Raw genomic sequence first — 18073 nt, forward strand, 5'->3', positions numbered from 1 at the left:
GAGCAACTTACGCTGCAGAAGATTTCATTTTTTCTGCTTTGGCAACCACTTCATCGATGCCACCAGCCATATAGAAGGCCTGCTCTGGTAAGTCATCGTATTCACCAGCGATGATTGCTTTAAAGCTAGCAATGGTATCGCGTAGTGGTACATATTTACCAGGTGCACCAGTAAAGATTTCAGCAACGTGGAATGGCTGTGACAAGAAGCGCTGAATCTTACGAGCGCGATAAACGACTAGTTTATCTTCTTCTGACAACTCATCCATACCCAAAATTGCGATGATATCTTTAAGCTCTTTATAGCGCTGTAGAATTTCTTGAACACCGCGAGCAACGTTGTAATGTTCTTCACCGATCACTTGTGGATCTAGCTGACGTGAGGTTGAATCTAATGGATCAACCGCAGGATAGATACCTTGTGATGCAATATCACGGCTTAGTACAACAGTTGCATCCAAGTGAGCAAACGTCGTAGCAGGTGATGGATCCGTCAAATCATCCGCAGGGACATATACGGCCTGAACTGACGTGATTGAACCTGACTGAGTTGATGTAATACGCTCTTGTAGCATACCCATCTCTTCAGCTAGTGTTGGCTGATAACCAACCGCTGATGGCATACGGCCAAGCAGTGCTGATACTTCAGTACCAGCTAGTGTATAACGATAGATGTTATCAACGAACAGCAATACGTCACGACCTTTGCCAGTAGCAGGATCTTTTGTATCACGGAAGTACTCAGCCATAGTCAAACCAGACAGCGCAACACGTAAACGGTTACCCGGTGGCTCATTCATCTGACCATATACCATGGCTACTTTAGATTTACTAAAGTCTTCAGTGTTTACAACGCCAGCTTCTTGCATTTCGTGATAGAAATCATTACCTTCACGAGTACGTTCGCCGACACCAGCAAATACTGACAAGCCTTCATGCTTAAGCGCGATGTTGTTGATCAATTCCATCATGTTGACGGTTTTACCAACACCAGCACCACCGAATAGACCAACTTTACCACCTTTAGCGAACGGGCAAAGTAGATCGATAACTTTGATGCCTGTTTCTAACAATTCAGTACTATTTGACTGATCCGCATAGCTTGGCGCTTCACGGTGGATAGACCATTTTTCGTCAGCTTCTACAGGACCTTCTTCATCGATAGGACGACCAAGAACATCCATGATGCGACCTAGTGTACCAATACCGACAGGCACAGAAATAGGTGCACCAGTGTTGGTAACTGGTAGGTTACGCTTTAGGCCTTCAGTTGAACCCATGGCAATAGTACGTACGATGCCATCACCTAATTGTTGCTGTACTTCTAGGGTGGTTTCGGTACCATCTACTTGCAAAGCATCATAAATCTGAGGAACTTCACTACGGTTGAACTCAACGTCAAGAACCGCGCCAATAATCTGTACAATACGACCGCTACTCATTGCGTTCTCCTTGAACTTCTATATATAGGTGTAGTCAATTATGAAACAGCAGCAGCACCGCCAACGATTTCCGAGATTTCTCGGGTAATCGCCGCTTGACGCAGCTTGTTATAAACCAACTGTAAATCGTTAATTAGGTCACCAGCATTATCTGTTGCCGCTTTCATCGCAACCATACGTGACGACTGCTCAGAGGCAATGTTTTCCATTACCGCTTGATAAACAATCGACTCAATATAACGGCCAAGCAATTCATCAATCAAAGTCTTGATGTCAGGCTCGTAGATATAATCCCAGCTAAGTTCTGTCTGTATACCGCTCTCTTCGTCACCAAATGAGCCCTCTGGTAGAGGTACTAATTGATTGACGGTTGGCTTTTGAGTCATGGCATTAACGAATTTGTTATATACCACATAGATACGGTCTATATTACCGTTACTATAATCCTCAAGCATGGCCTGAACGGGTGCATTTAATTGCTCAAACGTTGGTTTGTCGCCATAGTCGGTCACGGCTGAGGTGACTTTTCCGCCGAAATTTTTGAAGAAACTGACGCCTTTGGCACCGATGACTGCAAACTCAGCTTGAACAGACTGATCTTGATAATCTTGAATGCTTTTGGTTAGCGCTTTGAATAGGTTAATATTCAAACCACCTGCGAGACCACGATCAGAGGTAACGACAATATAGCCGACCTTGTTGACCGGACGCGATACCATATAAGGATGTTTGTAGTCTGATGAGGCATGCACCAAATGTGAAATAACCCGGCGCATACTATCAGCATACGGGCGACCCACTTCCATGCGCTCTTGGGCACGGCGCATCTTACTTGCTGCTACCATTTGCATAGCGCGAGTAATTTTTTGGGTGCTTTTAATACTGGTGACTTTGGCACGTATCTCTTTTAAGCTTGCCATAATGATTCCAATATAAGAGGGTTAAAAAGCATTGGCGCCTGCAACAATTTTTTAATATAAGACATTGAACTGATCAAATAATATTTTAAATCTTGTGGCAACACGCGATCTAATACCGATGATGGTTAACGTAATGACGCGCCTGTCTCAGCAAAAAGCTTATCAGACAACGCGTCACTTTATAAACTGTCAACGACAGCCATAACCAGTTCGGCTTAACCCGTTAAATTAATAACTGTGATTTTGTTTAAAGGTCTCTAAAGCTGACTTTAAACGACCTGCGATATCATCATTATAGTTCGCAGTATCATCAATCTCACGCATCAATTCACTTTGCTCATCATGCATGTAACGTAAGTAAGATTCTTCGAAAGCACCAATTTTTTCAACTGGAACGTCTGATAAGAAACCTTCGTTCGACGCATAGATAACCGCTGCTTGCTCAGAGATAGACATTGGCTGATACTGTTTTTGCTTCATCAGTTCAGTCACACGCTCACCATGATCAAGCTGTTCACGAGTCGCGTCATCAAGATCTGAGGCAAACTGAGCAAATGCTGCTAGTTCACGATACTGGGCTAGTGCGGTACGGATACCACCAGACAGCTTCTTAATAATCTTAGTCTGAGCAGCACCACCAACACGAGATACCGAGATACCAGCGTTGACTGCTGGACGGATACCTGAGTTGAATAGGCTAGACTCTAAGAAAATCTGACCATCAGTGATTGAAATCACGTTAGTCGGTACGAATGCAGATACGTCACCAGCTTGGGTTTCAATAATAGGCAATGCGGTTAAAGAACCTGTCTTACCCACTACTTCACCATTGGTGAATTTTTCTACGTACGCAGCGTTTACACGTGATGCACGCTCAAGTAAACGTGAATGTAAATAGAATACATCACCAGGATACGCTTCACGACCTGGCGGACGACGTAGCAATAGTGAAATCTGACGATAAGCAACTGCTTGTTTTGATAAGTCATCAAAGACAATCAGGGCATCTTCGCCGCGGTCACGGAAGTATTCGCCCATCGTACAACCTGAATACGGTGCGATATACTGTAGTGCTGCTGGCTCTGATGCTGAAGCAACTACTACTGTAGTGTATTCAAGGGCACCAGTTTGCTCAAGCTTACGTACGACGTTTGCGATGGTCGAACGTTTCTGACCGATTGCCACGTATACACACTTGATACCAGATGACTTTTGCGCAATGATCGCATCGATAGCCATCGCGGTTTTACCCGTCTGACGGTCACCAATGATAAGCTCACGCTGACCACGACCGATTGGAATCATGGTATCAACGGCTTTATAACCGGTCATTACTGGTTGATCTACTGACTGACGGTCGATCACGCCTGGGGCGATTTTTTCGACTTTGTCAGTCATTTTGGCATCGATAGGACCTTTGCCATCAATAGGATTACCCAAAGCATCAACAACACGGCCTAGCAGCTCAGGACCTACGGGTACTTCAAGAATGCGACCAGTACAATAGGCTTTTTGGCCTTCTTGTAGTTTTAGGAAGTCGCCCAGTACTACCGCACCAACAGAATCACGCTCTAAGTTAAGCGCCATCCCATAGATTTCACCTTCAAACTCAATCATTTCGCCGTACATGGCATCTTCAAGACCATGAATCTGCACGATACCGTCAGATACTTTGACAATCGTGCCTTCATTCTTTGCAGTTGCACCCGCATCAAGGTCTTGAATACGCTGCTTAATCAGGTTACTGATTTCCGCTGGATTCAATTGTTGCATTGCCTTGTTTCCTTTAATTTATGATAACCCGCCCACTGACTTAAATGCTCTTACTATCACGCAGTTTTTATATGGCTACGTTGATGAATGGCATTAGGCAGTTAGCTGTGTTTTTAACTGTTGTAACTTGCCGCGCATCGAATCATCAATGATTTTGTCACCGACTTTGATCGTAGCGCCAGCCAAAAGACTAGGATCAACCGACTCATGAATCACCACACTAGCATTTAGCGAAGCAGCAAGACGTGTTTGGAGCATATCACGCTGTGCATCGGTCAATGGATAGGCGGAGGTCACGTAGGCATCAAGCTGCTTTAAGCTGGTTGCCTTATGACGGCGATAATGCGCATAAACTTCAGGAAGCAGCGCCAGACGCTCTTGTTCTGATAACTGATTAACGAAGTTACTAAGTGCCACTGATACTTTTGGATAGCTGGCGTTGTTGTCTGGACGAGCCCCTTGGGCCTCACCTAATAACTGCTTAAAAGCAGAATCATCAGCGCTAGCTACTTGTGTATCATAAAGATCGATCAAAGCAGCTGACTTATGCTCAGCAGAAACAGCTGGATTGTCTAGCCAAGTACTGAACGACTTGTCATTGACAATGTTACTGGCAATAAATAAGAAGTTTTCCCACTCATTTACTACCCCGTTTTCATTGGCATAGTCAAACGCGGCTTTAGCGTACGGTCGTGCTAAGGTTGATAAGTCAGCCATTATATCCTCACAATTACAGCTTCGCCGCCAGTTGGTCTAACATACTGGCATGTTTTTGCACATCGACTTTGTCTTGCAAAATCTTTTCTGCACCAAGCACAGCCAGTTCAGCAACTTGGGCACGCAATGATTCACGCGCTTGATTGATTTCTTGGTCGATAGATGCTTGCGCTTGTTGACGAATGCGCTCGCCTTCCGCTTGGGCTTGCGTTTTGGCATCTTCGACAAGCTGGTTGGCGCTCTTGTTCGCTTGCTCGATTAGAGCAGCAGCTTTGGTCTTTGCAAGATTAAGCTCCTGCTGGACATCTTGCTCCGCGGTCGCCAGATCTGCTTTTGCTTTTTCTGCGGCATTCAAGCCTTCAGCAATTTTACGCTGACGCTCATTGATGGCACCGATAAGTGGTGGCCACACGAATTTCATGCAGAACATCACAAAGATTGCAAAAGCAATGGCTTGACCGATGAGGGTAGAATTGATATTCACGTGATCACCTCTTTGTTAATGAAAAATCAGTTTCATTGATCATATTTGATAGCCAAACTTTGGCTATGGTTAAGATACAAACTTTGACTACCAAACATTTACAACTGAGCTTTCTGATTAACCTGCTAGAGGGTTAGCGAATAACAATAGCATAGCAATACCAACACCGATCATCGGAATAGCATCAAGAAGACCTGCTACGATGAACATACGAGTTTGCAATTGTGAGCCAAGTTCTGGCTGACGCGCAACACCTTCTAAGAATTTGCCGCCTAGAATAGCAAAACCAATACCTGTGCCAAGTGCGCCAAGACCGATAAGTAGCGCTACTGCTATAACTGTGTAACCACCTAATACTGGATCCATTGATGTATCCTCATTTACCTATTGAATGTCTAATTAATGTTCAGTTGATGATGCAAGCGACATGTAAACTATCGTTAGCATCATAAATACGAACGCTTGAAGTGTAATAATTAAGATGTGGAAGATCGCCCACGGTACTGATAACGCCCATTGAATCCAAAACGGCATCAGGGCAATCAGTATGAAAATCAATTCCCCAGCATACATGTTACCGAATAGACGCAAGCCAAGTGATACAGGCTTTGCAATCAAGGTAACTGCTTCTAGAATAAAGTTAATGGGAATCAAAATGGCTTGCATGATTGGGTTTTTGGCACTAAACGGATGGAGCGTTAACTCACCGACAAAACCACCCAACCCTTTTTCTTTAATGCTATAAAAGATAATCAGCGCAAAGACAGAAAATGACATGCCAAGCGTGATGTTAGGATCAGTCGTTGGCACAATCTTGAAGAATACGTGATGTGGATCATGACCCATCATGGCGCCAACTTGCCCCGCAAGACTTGGAATAAAGTCGATAGGCAATAAATCCATCAAGTTCATCAAGAAGATCCACACAAAAATAGTCAACGCCAGTGGCGCAATCAGTTTTGAGGTACCACTATACGAATCACGAACGTTGTTATCAACAAACTCAACGATCAACTCAACTGCTGCCTGAGTTTTGCTTGGTACGCCTGAAGTGACTTTTTTGGCAACCATCCAAAAGATGGTGCAAAATAAGATACCCAGGCCAACTGACCAAAGCATAGAATCAAGATGGATAGCTTTAAAGCCCATAAGCCCTGCTTCTTCAGCAGTATAGGCAACTTTCCAGCCTTCGCCCGGCAAATAGCCGTACGTCCAATTCGTTAAGTGGTGAGAGATATATTCTGATGATGTTTGTTGCTCGGATGCCATAATGTAAGCTTCTTATTAATCAACGATTTAATCAACTACCAAAAATACGGTTGTCATCTGATGAGGCGATTGGTGGGTCTTTTTCCCACGTGTCTCACGTAAGGAGATAAAACCAACCAAGGCGCTCATGTAACCAACAACATCCAACCCATAGTTCTATTTACTAGTGCTATATACCTAGCTTAGTATAAATTTTAGCTATCAAAAAAGGGCTTATGATTATTCATTAATAGCCCTTTAATGTTTATATCGAATAGGTGTCTGCTCATACCTGCCTTTTTAGGCAAACGCTTAATATAGCGTCCAAAAACAAAGCAGTTAGCTGCCTATATTAATGCAGCGTTGTATTCGTGTAAAGTCTATTATGACTTTTTTATCCGCTGTATGAACAAGTTAGCGGCTATTGACCTTTAGTGGCATGGGTTTGCATCATTCGTGAAATTGTAAAAATAAAATTATAAGTGATGGCAATTAACCAAACTATATCTTATCTATAAGACTATTTTTACTTTTTACGCTAATTTCAACGACTTATAGCAGTAACTTATAAGTCCATACCTTAACGTCAAATCAGTTATTTGTCATTCTTTTGGCTTTGTGAAGCTAGCCATAGAGAAGTTGGACGGCAGGATGACTTATCTAACGCTAATAGATACTTACTCACTTCAATACTGATCGTAAAGAGTGCTAGCGTATGTGCCACAACATCCAACTGTGACTAATTTGCATTACCATAAAACCGATGAACAACGCAGGCGCTGATAGGGGTTGTACGGTAATAAAAATTAGTGCGAAACCAAACACTGTCAGTAGCCATTTGACCATCTGACCTCGATATAGCTGGCTGACAATGTGTCGGCGCGCGCGATATCCAGTATGCCAAAAGATAAAATTTGCAAAGACGGCTTGTGTGGCGAAACTAAGTAGCGCACCGATCGAGGTACTTTTTGCTACTATCAGCCCACTGTCTAGCCAAGTCACATCTACTACCCAGCCAATAATAATCAGGATAAATAAAATCCATGCTTGGCGTTTCAGGTAGATGCCAATCTCATCTTTTTGCGTGCGTTTGGCAGGCTTGGTCATCAGCAGCTATCCTATAGTATTGGGATAATGTCGCATATTTGCCACGATTTTATCCGTGACCAGTTTATTCATGACCATTTTATCCATGAAAAGTCACTATACAGACGTTGCCTTTTAACCAAAATAAAACGCCACTTATTATAGGGAGCGCGCGCGCGATTAGCAAGTAAAATATGCGTCTTATCAAGCATTTGATTGTTTAGCGCTAACGCTCCCTCTAAAAACTTAGTAAAGCCTAGCTAATATCTTATAAAACAAAGCTCTTTACGCTCGACAATTTGATAATGCTATCGAGCGCTAAGACCCTTTTAAATAACGTTTTATGCTAGGGCATGCCTTTACTCTTAACAAAAGTGAGTGAGTAACTAAAAATGGCTATGCGATACATTGGCGGATTTGCTGCGCCATACTCTGCCAGCCACTAACGAAGTCTTTACTGGTGCTCATGTCTTCAGCTTGCACGGTACTCTTCACAGGTTGTAGCTTAGCGAGCAACCCTTTAGCTGGCGCACTTGGACTAACCAAACACATTTGCTTGGCAGGACGCTTCTCATTTAGCCAGCGCAACTGACTGGCTTTTGGCGCTAAATGGTGATCGGTGCTTAGACTGCCAACGAGCTGTAGCTTTAAGCTGTCCTCCATATACTGATAGGCATCGTGATACGCCCAATAAGGCAATGCTTTTGTCGCTGTACTCTGCTTTATAGCCAGCACTCCTTTATCCAGTCGCTTGGCAAATTTTTGTGCATTGGCTTGATAGAGAGCTTTATATTGTGGATTTGCATGGCTATGAATCACGGCAAGCGCACGGGTGATAGCTTTGGCATTTTCAGGATCGAGCCAAATATGCGGATCTAGCGTGCCAGCGATAGCTTCGCCTTTGACATCGCGCAGTGGATGACGGTTAAAGGCATCAAACTTAAATAAGGCAATGGCATTGGGCGCGCTATTGAGACTGGCGGCCAAATTGTTTTCTAATGGCTCGCCAAACCATACCACAAACTTGCTGTCTTGAATGGCTTTTATATCGCCCGGACTAATACTGCCGTGATGCCCCACCTCCCCTGCTTGCAATAATTGCTTGGCAGGCGGCGCACCTTCCGTCACGGCTTGACTCAACAAGAACAATGGATAATTACTCACGCTAACGGTGGCGGCTTGGGCGCTCAACGTCAGACAGCTTAACGCGACTATCCCAGTAATGAGCAGTCGCTGTAGTACAATGATCGAGCGTAAAGAATGGCTGAAAAATGAATTCATAATAGGCTCTTTAATATTAAGTTGAGGCAGCATACCTGTTTTTCATTTCATTATGTTATACTATAACAATAAAAAACGCCATCATAAAAAGGCGTCATATTTTTTAGGAGTTTGTCCTATGTTCACTACTTCATCGACATGCGAACATTTGCACGATGTGCAACATTTTACCGCGCATGATGTAACCGAGCGCTTGACGGCGGCAAAAGAACAATGCCGCATAAGTGGTGTACGCTTCACGCCATTGCGGCAGCAGATATATCAGTTAGTATTGGCCGCTAATAAGCCCGTTGGTGCCTACGACTTGATCACACAATTGCAGCAAATGCGCTTGTCAGAACCGGATGCACAGGATTCTGCGCCGACCAATCAGCAGACGCCAAAGAATGTCGCGCCACCAACGGTTTATCGCAGTTTGGAGTTTTTGTTGGGCGAAGGCTTGATACATCAACTAACCTCTATCAATGCTTATGTACCCTGCTGTCACCCACGCGCCCAGCATACCGCCGCATTTTTAATTTGCGATCAATGCCAGCGGGTGCAAGAATGTAGCAGCTTACCGGTACAAGAAATGATGAGCTTTGCGGAGCAAGATGTGGGTTTTATCGTCGCTCGTAGTGTCATTGAGCTCAGTGGACGTTGCCAAGCATGCCAATAAAGCTTGCTGTATTTTTTCTTTATTAAGTACTGATCTAGGTACTTATTATTCAGTATTTAGCATTAAGTACTCAGCCATTTATCATTTACCAATATATTAGTCACTAGCCTATGAGCCTGCCCATTTCACCATCAGAGCAATCGTCTGCGTCTATCAGTCTGGATAATAAGACCAACCAAGCTAGCCAGCTGCTGAGCTTAAGCGATATCAGCTATGACATTGGTTCGCAACGCTTGTTATCACATATTAATATCGATATTGCCGTTAACGAGACAGTCAGTCTCATTGGGCCAAATGGCGCTGGTAAATCGACGTTGGTTAAGCTTATTTTAGGGTTGATTGAGCCAACTAAAGGGCAAATGACGCCCCATCATAAGTTACAGCTTGGCTATGTGCCGCAGCGCTTTGCGGTACCGCCAATATTGCCATTACGAGTCTGCGACTTATTGGCGCAAGCAGATAAGAAACGCTTAACGGCTGAGCAACGCCAGTTTATCTTTGATAATTTATCGTTGACGCACCTGCTATCACGGCAAATGCTGCACTTGTCCGGTGGTGAAACGCAGCGAGTTTTATTGGCTCGTGCCTTGTTAGATAAGCCTAATTTATTGATTCTAGATGAGCCGATGCAAGGACTTGATCCTGATACCGAGGTTTGGCTTTATCAGTTTATTGATGAACTACCAGACTTCTTACGCTGTGCCATGCTGGTAGTGTCACACGATTTGCATTGGGTGATGAAAGGCAGCCGACGGGTCATTTGTCTGAATAAGCATATTTGCTGCGAGGGACAACCAAGCGAGCTTGCCATTAGTAGTGAGTTTCAAAAGCTGTTTGGTCATCATTATGAGCAGCCTTATGTGCATCAGCCGCATGCCTGTGAACATCACGCGCCAAGCGAGTTGTAATCATCATAACCAAACGACTAAAGCAAAAAGCTGCTTTACGACCTTTATTTTATAAACCGTTTATTGGATACATGATATGAGTGCTTGGTTAGCCATTATTGCGCCTGCTTGGATTGCTGGCAGTATTTTAGCATTGCTATCAGCGCCCCTAGGGTGTTTGGTATTGTGGCGACGCATGGCATTTTTTGCCGATGCATTGGCACATGGCACATTGCTGGGCGTCGCATTGGCAGTGTGGTGGCAATTACCGATGGGGATTGGCATTGCATTGGTTAGCGTGATAGTGGTACTAGGACTCGTGCTCATAGATGATGAGCGTTTGCCCGTCGATTCCGTACTGGCGGTGGTTGCAGTGTCGCTGCTATGTTTAGGGCTGTTAGCGCTGACCCAGCTGACCGATCAGCAAGCCAACGTGCTGGGGTTTTTGTTTGGTAATTTGCTCGAGCTTGATTGGGCAGACTTGCCATTGATAGGCGGTAGTGTGCTGGTAGGACTGGTATTGCTCACGTATATTTGGCCCGCACAAATTAAGCTTGCCACTCACGAAGCGTTAGCACGGATTCAAGGCGTCAACCCAACACGGCAACGGCTGTTTTTTATGGGATTATTGGCAGGGTTTTGTGCCATTGCTCTACAAGCAGTGGGTAGCTTATTAATCAGTGGCTTGCTGGTGCTACCGGCTTTAACAGCACGTCTATGGTCAGCCTCGCCAAAACAAATGGTGATTATTGCGCTGCTTATCGCTCAGCTTGGGGTCACCTTAGGTGTTTGGGGCAGTATTTGGCTGGATATTCAGACTGGACTATCTATCGTACTGGTATTGGCTATTTTATTTTTTGCAGCGCTGATTTTATCAAAGGTGCTAACGGCAAAATTTTGGACGATGCGCCGTTAGTTATGCCATCTTTATTGTTACGTAGAGGCTTTTTATATGCCTTAGCTGATCATTAGGCTTTTATCCAACTTTATTTCATCAATATTGCTAGAGCTTTCATTCACTTTATGATATAAACTTTCCCTAATGCTATCAATGTAATAGTTAGTAGAATGCTGCATATCGCTCGTTTTGTAAGTGTAGGGCTATAAGCGGCAACATCTTCCATCAAGGATGGGAGAAATGCGCCATAAGACCCCGTAACTAAAAGTGATCGATTTATCCATATTCGTTTTAATAGCAATACTTGTTTTGATTCGATAAGGGACTGACCCAATGCTAAGCTATCCTGCCAATAACATCAGCACGCCAGATGAACAGCTAAACGTGTTGCAGATCACTGATTTGCACTTATCAACGCCCACCTCTGCCCCAGCTAATGACGACATTGACAATAATTCCGATATATCTGTCTGTCAGCATAGCTTTGAAAAAGTCATCGAACAAGCATTAAATGAAGACATCCGCTGTGACCTGATCGTGGTGACGGGCGACTTGGTAAATAAAGTAAAGCCAGCTATCTACGACCATATTTTTGAGGTGTTACAAGCGACTGATATTCCTTTTGCCTGTATTGCTGGCAATCATGATGTCACTGATGAGATTGGTAGCGATTTACCTTTTTTTGAGCGGGAGCTCGTCGCCCAGCCGATGGATACGCGTTTGCTAAGTCGACACGTTATTGAAACGGAATATTGGCAGCTGCTATTACTGGATTCCTCTATTTCTGGGCAGGTGGCAGGAGAAGTGACAACAACCGATATTGACTGGTTATGTGTGCAGTTGCAAGAATGCAGTAAACCTGCGCTCATTGCCTTGCATCACCACGTTATACCGATAGAGTCTGACTGGATCGATACTCATATGGCAAAGAATACCGAGGCTTTCTGGCAGCATATGGCCCCGTTTGAGCAATTAAAAGTAATCATTAGCGGTCATACCCATCAAGCACAAGTGCGCCACCGTCAAGGGGTCAGCGTTTATAGCACGCCCTCGACTTGCTATCAGTTTAAGCCTTATAGGGATGACTTTGCTTACGATGAAAATGCGCGCCCCGGTTATCGCTGGTTGCAATTAGCCAACAATGGAGAGGTTGCAAGCTGGGTTAAAAGGTTGGATACTTGATGCCCAGTTTTATCGGCGTCAATAACACTGTGATTGTCTTTGTCCATATGTTTGATTTAATACAAAAAATTTCGTCCATATGGTTGGCAAAATCAAACTTTGCTTTATGATAAGTGAATAACGATACTGATAAAACCAAACCGCGTTAGGATGGTAACGCGTCTAATCGCAAGCAAAATTATAATAGCTAGGATGGCTACATTGACCACAAGCTAAGTTTTCACAGTCAGTCATTTGTCGCATTATTTAGGCCCAGCCATTTAAATAAAAATATGCATAACAATATACCTGACCATTGATATAAACATATCAATATAACCGTACGATGAGTTCAGCTGTGTTACTTGTGTTACCAAGTGGTAAAACGTTTTATAAAGGGACAACTTATCGCGTTTGTTAAACTTATAACGTCTTGTCTTTTGATATGTCGTTTTATTGAATTAATTTGAAAAAGTAGGATACCCATATGAGCACCGTGACCACGAATCCGAGTGATGTTAAGTTTACTCCTTATGTGCCTGCCAAAGACGAAGAGTATATGTCTGATGCGCAGTTAGAGCATTTTAAGGCTATTTTGTTGGATTGGAAGCAGCAACTGATTGGCGAAGCAGATCGCACCAAGACTTATATCCAAGATGAGTCTAGCGCCATGCCGGATATTAATGACCGCGCCACTCAAGAAGAAGAGTTTGCCCTGACGTTGCGTACGCGTGACCGTGAGCGTAAGCTCATTCGCAAAATCGATAAATCTATGGCAGAAATTGACAATGATGATTATGGATTTTGTGAAACTTGCGGGGTAGAGATTGGCTTGCGTCGTCTTGAAGCACGTCCAACAGCCACTCAATGTATCGACTGCAAGACGTTATCTGAGATCAAAGAGCGTCAAAACCAAGGTCATACCTAAACGCACCCTTATGCCAGTGCATGTAAATGCGTGCTGACAGGCTTTACAATAAAGAGCGACCATTTATTGGTCGCTCTTTACGTTTTATAGATCTCGTTCTACAAATAGCTTTCTTAATTTACTAACAAAACAAGCATATTTAATAAATATCTTTTTGCTCCGTTCTTCTTTATTCTAGCTATATCCTCCTACATTGATAGTCATTACTTTGATAACCCCTATTTTGCAAACTGCCCATACTCCTATTCTCCATCAGCAGCCATCATCACCTCCTATCGGTCGCTTTGCGCCTTCACCCACAGGTGAGCTGCATCTTGGCTCCTTGACCACTGCGCTTGCCAGCTTTTGCCATATCAAGTCGCTCGGTGGCAAATGGCTGCTGCGTATCGAAGATACCGACACGGAACGCTGTGACAGACAATTCACTGAGCAGATTCTTATAGATTTAGAAGTGCTCGGGCTACAGTGGGACGGCGATGTCATTTATCAGTCTGAGCGCATTGATATCTACAACGACTACTTGTCGTCAGCCCTGCTGCCACTGACTTATGGCTGTCAGTGCTCACGTAAGGACTTAGAGCGCTATTGGTCTCAGCAAGCACAAGCATCCTCGACGACTCAAGATTTAGAGCCTCTACCAGCAGGTTTGAATGCTACAGATATTAAGCAACTGCTGCCCAATAGACAACGCTATCCGCGCTGCTGCCTCAATGCCAATCTCGATCGTCAACAACACAAGCTGCGCATACAACTGCCAGACCATAGAATCGGGTTTAGCGATGGTATTCAAGGATTGCAATGGGATAATCCACAACAAACCTTAGGGGATATGGTGGTTCGACGCCAAGACGGCATGATCAATTATATCTTAGCCGCCAGCCTCGATGATGGGCTACAACAAGTCACTCATATTATGCGTGGTTTGGACATTTTACCCATGACCACTGCTCAGATTAGTATCATGCAGGCAGCTAACCTACCAGCTATCGATCACTGGTATCATCTGCCCTTGATATGCAATTCTGACGGGCAAAAGCTCTCCAAGCAGAACCTTGCCCAACCTATTGATACTCGCGATCCAAGTAAGCTTATCGCTGACGCTTTGCAGCTATTACAGCAACCAGCGGTCGATAGAGATACGCCAACCCGTATGTTAGCGCAATCAATTGCACAATGGGATAACACTCCGCTACAAGGCAAAAGCGCACTAAATCTGCCCAATTATTAAAAAACAAAAAGCGCCGCTGCTGGCGACGCTTTTCTACAGATTAACACCTATATATCAAAGATTTTTAGGCTTACTAATTATTAAGAACTCTAATTATCAAAAAGTTTAAGTACCAAAGCTGATAATATTCAAACTTCCTAAGTATCAAAGCTATTAGCCACCAAACCTGCTAATAATAACGGCACTGGCTTTTTTCAATCTCAGGGCTTTCTTTATAAATCTTTAACAGCAAGGCAACCATCACTAAGCTGATGAGCATGGATGAGCCACCGTAACTAAAGAATGGCATGGTCAAACCTTTGGTCGGAATGGCACCCATATTCATCGCCGCATTGATAATCGTTTGCGCGATAAAGACCACACCGATACCAAAAGCGGTATAGCTCATACGCATCTGGCGACGCTTGAGCGCGTTATAACTGATACGCATGGCACTGCCAATGATGAGCGCCTCGAGCAGTAATACCACTGCGACCCCCACAAAACCCAGCTCTTCACCCGTAATGGCTAATAAAAAATCCGTATGCGCTTCAGGTAAATGTGACAGTTTTTGTACGCTTTCACCATAACCGACGCCGGTGAACTGACCACGACCAAAGGCAATCAAACTGCGTGCCAGCTGATAATCGGTGTCTTGCACATCGTCAAAAGGATCCAAAAACGACATCACACGTACCAAGCGATATTGCACCAAGGTCACTGCCAGTACTGCCAATCCAGCCACCAAGCCGCCCAATGCCAAGAACTGCTTGTAAGGTGCGCCAGCGATATAAAATATCGCGAAGACGGTGCCAACAATGACCACCAAAGAGCCAAAATCTGGCTGTAATAATAATAATAGCGTGATCATGCCGACCACTAAAAATATCCGTAAAAAGCCATCCCAGCCATTACGAACCTCAAAAGATCGACGCACGACAAAATCAGACACGAATACAATCATGACCAGTTTGGCCAATTCTGCGACCTGAAAGTTCAAAAACCCTAGATTTAACCAGCGCTTAGAGCCATTAATTGGCGTGCCAAACAAAGTTAAAACCAACAAGCCCCCCGTAATGGCTAACAGGAGAAACTGAGTCTCTGTCTTATATAAGGTTCGTAAGGATACTAAGTAATAAGGAAAAGCGGCAGCGATTAGTCCAATTCCCATATAGAGTAGCTGGTTTCTAAAAAAATACAGCTCCGTCATGCCGCGACTGAGCGCGAAGGGAATAGAAGCAGAAGCGACCATCAGTAGACTGAGCACCAGCATACAGCCGACACTCGCTAATAAAATTGCACGCGCTGACGGCATAGAGAGAATGCCATCTGAGCCAGAGGCTTGCTGCGATTGGGGAGACGAACGAAAAAGAGAAGAGAGCGCCATAATTTTATATACACTAACAAACGAAAAAACACGGCGTTTATGCAACGCCACCGTATAAAAAATATAAAGTAGATCGTACCACACGGACCATAATAGCCCGTCAATACTAGAAGAATAACGCCTGATTTGGCAGCTATCCTAGGATTATTGTATCCATTATCACTGTTATAATAATAAAGTCAGCAAACTGCCTGATTGATTATTGACAGTAGCAGTAATCTATAAGCAAAACAATCATTTATCAACAAAATGCGATTGGCTACACACTGCTGTGTTTGTATTGCTGTGCAGTTGCCCAATATTTAGCTAATGCTATTTAAATATCTGTCGCAAGCTGACTGACCAGCTGGCTAAAATGCTCACCACGAGCCGCATAACCACTAAATTGATCAAAGCTGGCACAGGCTGGCGATAATAACACGGCTTGCACTTGTGACAAGCTGCTTATAGTGACTTGTTGAATGGTGGCAAATGCACTTTCTAACGTTTGGCATTGATGCAGCGCCACTTCATCACTTAATTTCGTTGCACGTAGATGCTGCTCAATCTGCTTAGCGTCTTCACCAATAAATAGTACTTGGCTGACATATTTATTGATAAAAGGCGTCAATTCACCGAACTGTTGACCTTTACCCTGTCCGCCTAAGATTAACAACAGCTTACCGTCTTTTGGTGCATAGACCGCGCCTAATCCTTCGATAGCCGCCATGGTCGAGCCAATATTGGTGCCTTTTGAATCGTTGAAATAATCAAGGCCTGCCGCAGTGGCGACGTATTGGCAGCGATGCTCGAGACCTGTGAACTGTTGCAGGGTGTTCAGCATGCTATCTAGTGGTAAGCCAGCAAGCTCACCTAGTGCCAAAGCCGCTTGCGCATTGAGCAAATTGTGACGCCCTTTAATTTGTAGTTTGTCCGCTGATAGCAACCGATCGGTCCCACGTGCAAGATAAATCTGTCCTTCTGGATCAGTGATGAGACCATAGTGGCCTTTATCAGGAGCATGGATACCCGTGCTCAGACGTGGCAAATTATCCGCTACCAACGGTCGAGTCAGCGCATCTTCACGATTGATCACCACCGATTTGGCACCTTGAAAGATACGATGCTTGGCTTGATGATAGCCCAGCATATCACCATGGCGATCTAAATGATCGGGTGACATATTAAGAACAGTTGCCACTTGCGCACCTAAATTGGTCACGGTCTCTAACTGGAAGCTTGACAGCTCAAGCACCGCCAATTGCATATCGGGATTGGCAAGTAGATTAAGTGCTGGCACGCCGATATTACCACCGACGCCCACATTGACACCGGCATCCGCCGCCATCTGTCCGACCAAAGTCGTCACCGTGCTTTTGGCATTGGAGCCAGTAATAGCAACGATCGGTACGGTGCAGGCTTCGCAGAACAGCTGAATATCACTGACCACAGGAATGTTGGCGCGACGGGCGGCGGCAACCGCGTCGGTATCTAGAGAAATACCTGGGCTGATAATGATCCGTGCCGCTTGTTGCAATAATTCTGCATCTATCGCTCCAAATTGGCGAATATCAACGGCTGCTGGTAGTTGATCTGCTAAGGCAGGCGTCGGCTGACTGTCAGTGACAGCCACATGGTAGCCTTGCTTGGTAAGATAGTTCGCTACTGAAAGCCCTGACTGTCCCAAACCGACCACGACTTGTAGACCACTGCCCTTATGAAGTAAGGTTTCTGTTGCGGTGAGGGTGGTCATATCTCTTCCTTCTATTGGACGAACAAAATGGCATCAAGCATATACGTGGTTTAGACCGTCTGAATGATACTGTTAAGATGAAGAGCATGATAACGGTATCGTTCAGATTTCGGTACTGGTTTTTTATGACTTTGTGCTATTATGCGGCTGTTTTTATATTGAGTAGCTAATGCTATAATATCGGCCTAAACAGATATTTGGGCTAGATATTTCACCTAAGCATTTTAGTTTAGCATGTTGTCACATTTACCGCGCTATTGTCACG

General features: G+C 44.3%; 17 protein-coding genes. 6 read left to right on the forward strand and 11 right to left on the reverse strand.

Annotated features, from left to right (window positions below):
- Positions 1–7 precede the first annotated feature (7 nt).
- The 9 genes from atpD to ACTQ9T_RS13860 form a co-directional block, all read right to left on the reverse strand.
- Positions 8–1441: a F0F1 ATP synthase subunit beta gene (gene atpD / locus ACTQ9T_RS13820; RefSeq protein WP_010197951.1), complete on the reverse strand. Its 1434-nt coding sequence runs from the start codon at positions 1439–1441 to the stop codon at positions 8–10.
- 38 nt (positions 1442–1479) lie between these two features.
- Positions 1480–2361: a F0F1 ATP synthase subunit gamma gene (atpG, locus tag ACTQ9T_RS13825; RefSeq protein ID WP_010197952.1), complete on the reverse strand. Its 882-nt coding sequence runs from the start codon at positions 2359–2361 to the stop codon at positions 1480–1482.
- Positions 2362–2589: 228 nt separating this feature from the next.
- Positions 2590–4134, reverse strand: a complete 1545-nt coding sequence (gene atpA, locus ACTQ9T_RS13830) for a F0F1 ATP synthase subunit alpha (RefSeq protein WP_010197953.1) — start codon at positions 4132–4134, stop codon at positions 2590–2592.
- 93 nt (positions 4135–4227) lie between these two features.
- Positions 4228–4851 carry a F0F1 ATP synthase subunit delta gene (locus ACTQ9T_RS13835; protein WP_189586005.1) on the reverse strand — a complete coding sequence of 208 codons (624 nt, stop codon included), beginning with the start codon at positions 4849–4851 and terminating at the stop codon, positions 4228–4230.
- A gap of 13 nt (positions 4852–4864) precedes the next feature.
- Positions 4865–5335 (reverse strand): F0F1 ATP synthase subunit B, encoded by a 471-nt coding sequence (locus ACTQ9T_RS13840; RefSeq protein ID WP_010197957.1) that lies wholly within the window; start codon positions 5333–5335, stop codon positions 4865–4867.
- A gap of 117 nt (positions 5336–5452) precedes the next feature.
- A complete protein-coding gene (gene atpE / locus ACTQ9T_RS13845; RefSeq protein WP_010197960.1) occupies positions 5453–5701 on the reverse strand; it encodes a F0F1 ATP synthase subunit C in 249 nt (82 codons plus the stop codon).
- Positions 5702–5734: 33 nt separating this feature from the next.
- The gene (gene atpB / locus ACTQ9T_RS13850; protein ID WP_010197962.1) at positions 5735–6604 is read right to left on the reverse strand and encodes a F0F1 ATP synthase subunit A; all 870 of its coding nucleotides are present in this window, start codon (positions 6602–6604) and stop codon (positions 5735–5737) included.
- A 687-nt stretch (positions 6605–7291) separates the two neighbouring features.
- The gene (locus ACTQ9T_RS13855) at positions 7292–7690 is read right to left on the reverse strand and encodes an ATP synthase subunit I (RefSeq protein ID WP_189586002.1); all 399 of its coding nucleotides are present in this window, start codon (positions 7688–7690) and stop codon (positions 7292–7294) included.
- 375 nt (positions 7691–8065) lie between these two features.
- Complete coding sequence (locus tag ACTQ9T_RS13860) at positions 8066–8950, reverse strand: metal ABC transporter solute-binding protein, Zn/Mn family (RefSeq protein ID WP_440465416.1); 885 nt, start codon at positions 8948–8950, stop codon at positions 8066–8068.
- Positions 8951–9068: 118 nt separating this feature from the next.
- Between ACTQ9T_RS13860 and ACTQ9T_RS13865 the strand changes: the two genes are divergently transcribed.
- The 6 genes from ACTQ9T_RS13865 (at position 9069) to gluQRS (ending at position 14710) form a co-directional block, all read left to right on the forward strand.
- Positions 9069–9608, forward strand: a complete 540-nt coding sequence (locus ACTQ9T_RS13865) for a Fur family transcriptional regulator (protein WP_440465417.1) — start codon at positions 9069–9071, stop codon at positions 9606–9608.
- Between the two features lie 110 nt (positions 9609–9718).
- Positions 9719–10516, forward strand: coding sequence for a metal ABC transporter ATP-binding protein (locus tag ACTQ9T_RS13870; RefSeq protein ID WP_227676210.1), 798 nt, complete (start codon positions 9719–9721; stop codon positions 10514–10516).
- Positions 10517–10592: 76 nt separating this feature from the next.
- On the forward strand, positions 10593–11411 hold the full coding sequence (locus tag ACTQ9T_RS13875) for a metal ABC transporter permease (protein WP_440465418.1): 819 nt from the start codon (positions 10593–10595) through the stop codon (positions 11409–11411).
- A 315-nt stretch (positions 11412–11726) separates the two neighbouring features.
- Positions 11727–12575 carry a metallophosphoesterase gene (locus ACTQ9T_RS13880; RefSeq protein ID WP_201589994.1) on the forward strand — a complete coding sequence of 283 codons (849 nt, stop codon included), beginning with the start codon at positions 11727–11729 and terminating at the stop codon, positions 12573–12575.
- A gap of 466 nt (positions 12576–13041) precedes the next feature.
- Positions 13042–13482: an RNA polymerase-binding protein DksA gene (dksA, locus tag ACTQ9T_RS13885; RefSeq protein WP_010197974.1), complete on the forward strand. Its 441-nt coding sequence runs from the start codon at positions 13042–13044 to the stop codon at positions 13480–13482.
- Between the two features lie 211 nt (positions 13483–13693).
- Complete coding sequence (gene gluQRS / locus ACTQ9T_RS13890; protein ID WP_440465436.1) at positions 13694–14710, forward strand: tRNA glutamyl-Q(34) synthetase GluQRS; 1017 nt, start codon at positions 13694–13696, stop codon at positions 14708–14710.
- Positions 14711–14879: 169 nt separating this feature from the next.
- On the opposite strand, the gene ftsW is transcribed toward gluQRS, so the two are convergent.
- The gene (gene ftsW / locus ACTQ9T_RS13895; protein WP_189585987.1) at positions 14880–16076 is read right to left on the reverse strand and encodes a putative lipid II flippase FtsW; all 1197 of its coding nucleotides are present in this window, start codon (positions 16074–16076) and stop codon (positions 14880–14882) included.
- Positions 16077–16392: 316 nt separating this feature from the next.
- Entirely contained in the window at positions 16393–17808 is a 1416-nt protein-coding gene (gene murD / locus ACTQ9T_RS13900) for a UDP-N-acetylmuramoyl-L-alanine--D-glutamate ligase (RefSeq protein ID WP_440465419.1), read from the reverse strand.
- Positions 17809–18073 lie beyond the last annotated feature (265 nt).

Origin of the sequence: Psychrobacter sp. ASPA161_6, assembly GCF_051970285.1 — a bacterium.
Classification (GTDB): domain Bacteria; phylum Pseudomonadota; class Gammaproteobacteria; order Pseudomonadales; family Moraxellaceae; genus Psychrobacter; species Psychrobacter glaciei.

What these genes read in the sequence shown, in the direction of transcription:
- atpB (WP_010197962.1), bottom strand. Translation starts at nt 6,604, where the DNA reads ATGGCATCCGAGCAACAAACATCATCAGAATATATCTCTCACCACTTA.
- atpD (WP_010197951.1), bottom strand. Translation starts at nt 1,441, where the DNA reads ATGAGTAGCGGTCGTATTGTACAGATTATTGGCGCGGTTCTTGACGTT.
- ACTQ9T_RS13860 (WP_440465416.1), bottom strand. Translation starts at nt 8,950, where the DNA reads ATGAATTCATTTTTCAGCCATTCTTTACGCTCGATCATTGTACTACAG.
- ftsW (WP_189585987.1), bottom strand. Translation starts at nt 16,076, where the DNA reads ATGGCGCTCTCTTCTCTTTTTCGTTCGTCTCCCCAATCGCAGCAAGCC.
- murD (WP_440465419.1), bottom strand. Translation starts at nt 17,808, where the DNA reads ATGACCACCCTCACCGCAACAGAAACCTTACTTCATAAGGGCAGTGGT.
- atpG (WP_010197952.1), bottom strand. Translation starts at nt 2,361, where the DNA reads ATGGCAAGCTTAAAAGAGATACGTGCCAAAGTCACCAGTATTAAAAGC.
- ACTQ9T_RS13870 (WP_227676210.1), top strand. Translation starts at nt 9,719, where the DNA reads ATGAGCCTGCCCATTTCACCATCAGAGCAATCGTCTGCGTCTATCAGT.
- ACTQ9T_RS13880 (WP_201589994.1), top strand. Translation starts at nt 11,727, where the DNA reads ATGCTAAGCTATCCTGCCAATAACATCAGCACGCCAGATGAACAGCTA.
- atpA (WP_010197953.1), bottom strand. Translation starts at nt 4,134, where the DNA reads ATGCAACAATTGAATCCAGCGGAAATCAGTAACCTGATTAAGCAGCGT.
- ACTQ9T_RS13875 (WP_440465418.1), top strand. Translation starts at nt 10,593, where the DNA reads ATGAGTGCTTGGTTAGCCATTATTGCGCCTGCTTGGATTGCTGGCAGT.
- ACTQ9T_RS13835 (WP_189586005.1), bottom strand. Translation starts at nt 4,851, where the DNA reads ATGGCTGACTTATCAACCTTAGCACGACCGTACGCTAAAGCCGCGTTT.
- ACTQ9T_RS13855 (WP_189586002.1), bottom strand. Translation starts at nt 7,690, where the DNA reads ATGACCAAGCCTGCCAAACGCACGCAAAAAGATGAGATTGGCATCTAC.
- atpE (WP_010197960.1), bottom strand. Translation starts at nt 5,701, where the DNA reads ATGGATCCAGTATTAGGTGGTTACACAGTTATAGCAGTAGCGCTACTT.
- ACTQ9T_RS13865 (WP_440465417.1), top strand. Translation starts at nt 9,069, where the DNA reads ATGTTCACTACTTCATCGACATGCGAACATTTGCACGATGTGCAACAT.
- dksA (WP_010197974.1), top strand. Translation starts at nt 13,042, where the DNA reads ATGAGCACCGTGACCACGAATCCGAGTGATGTTAAGTTTACTCCTTAT.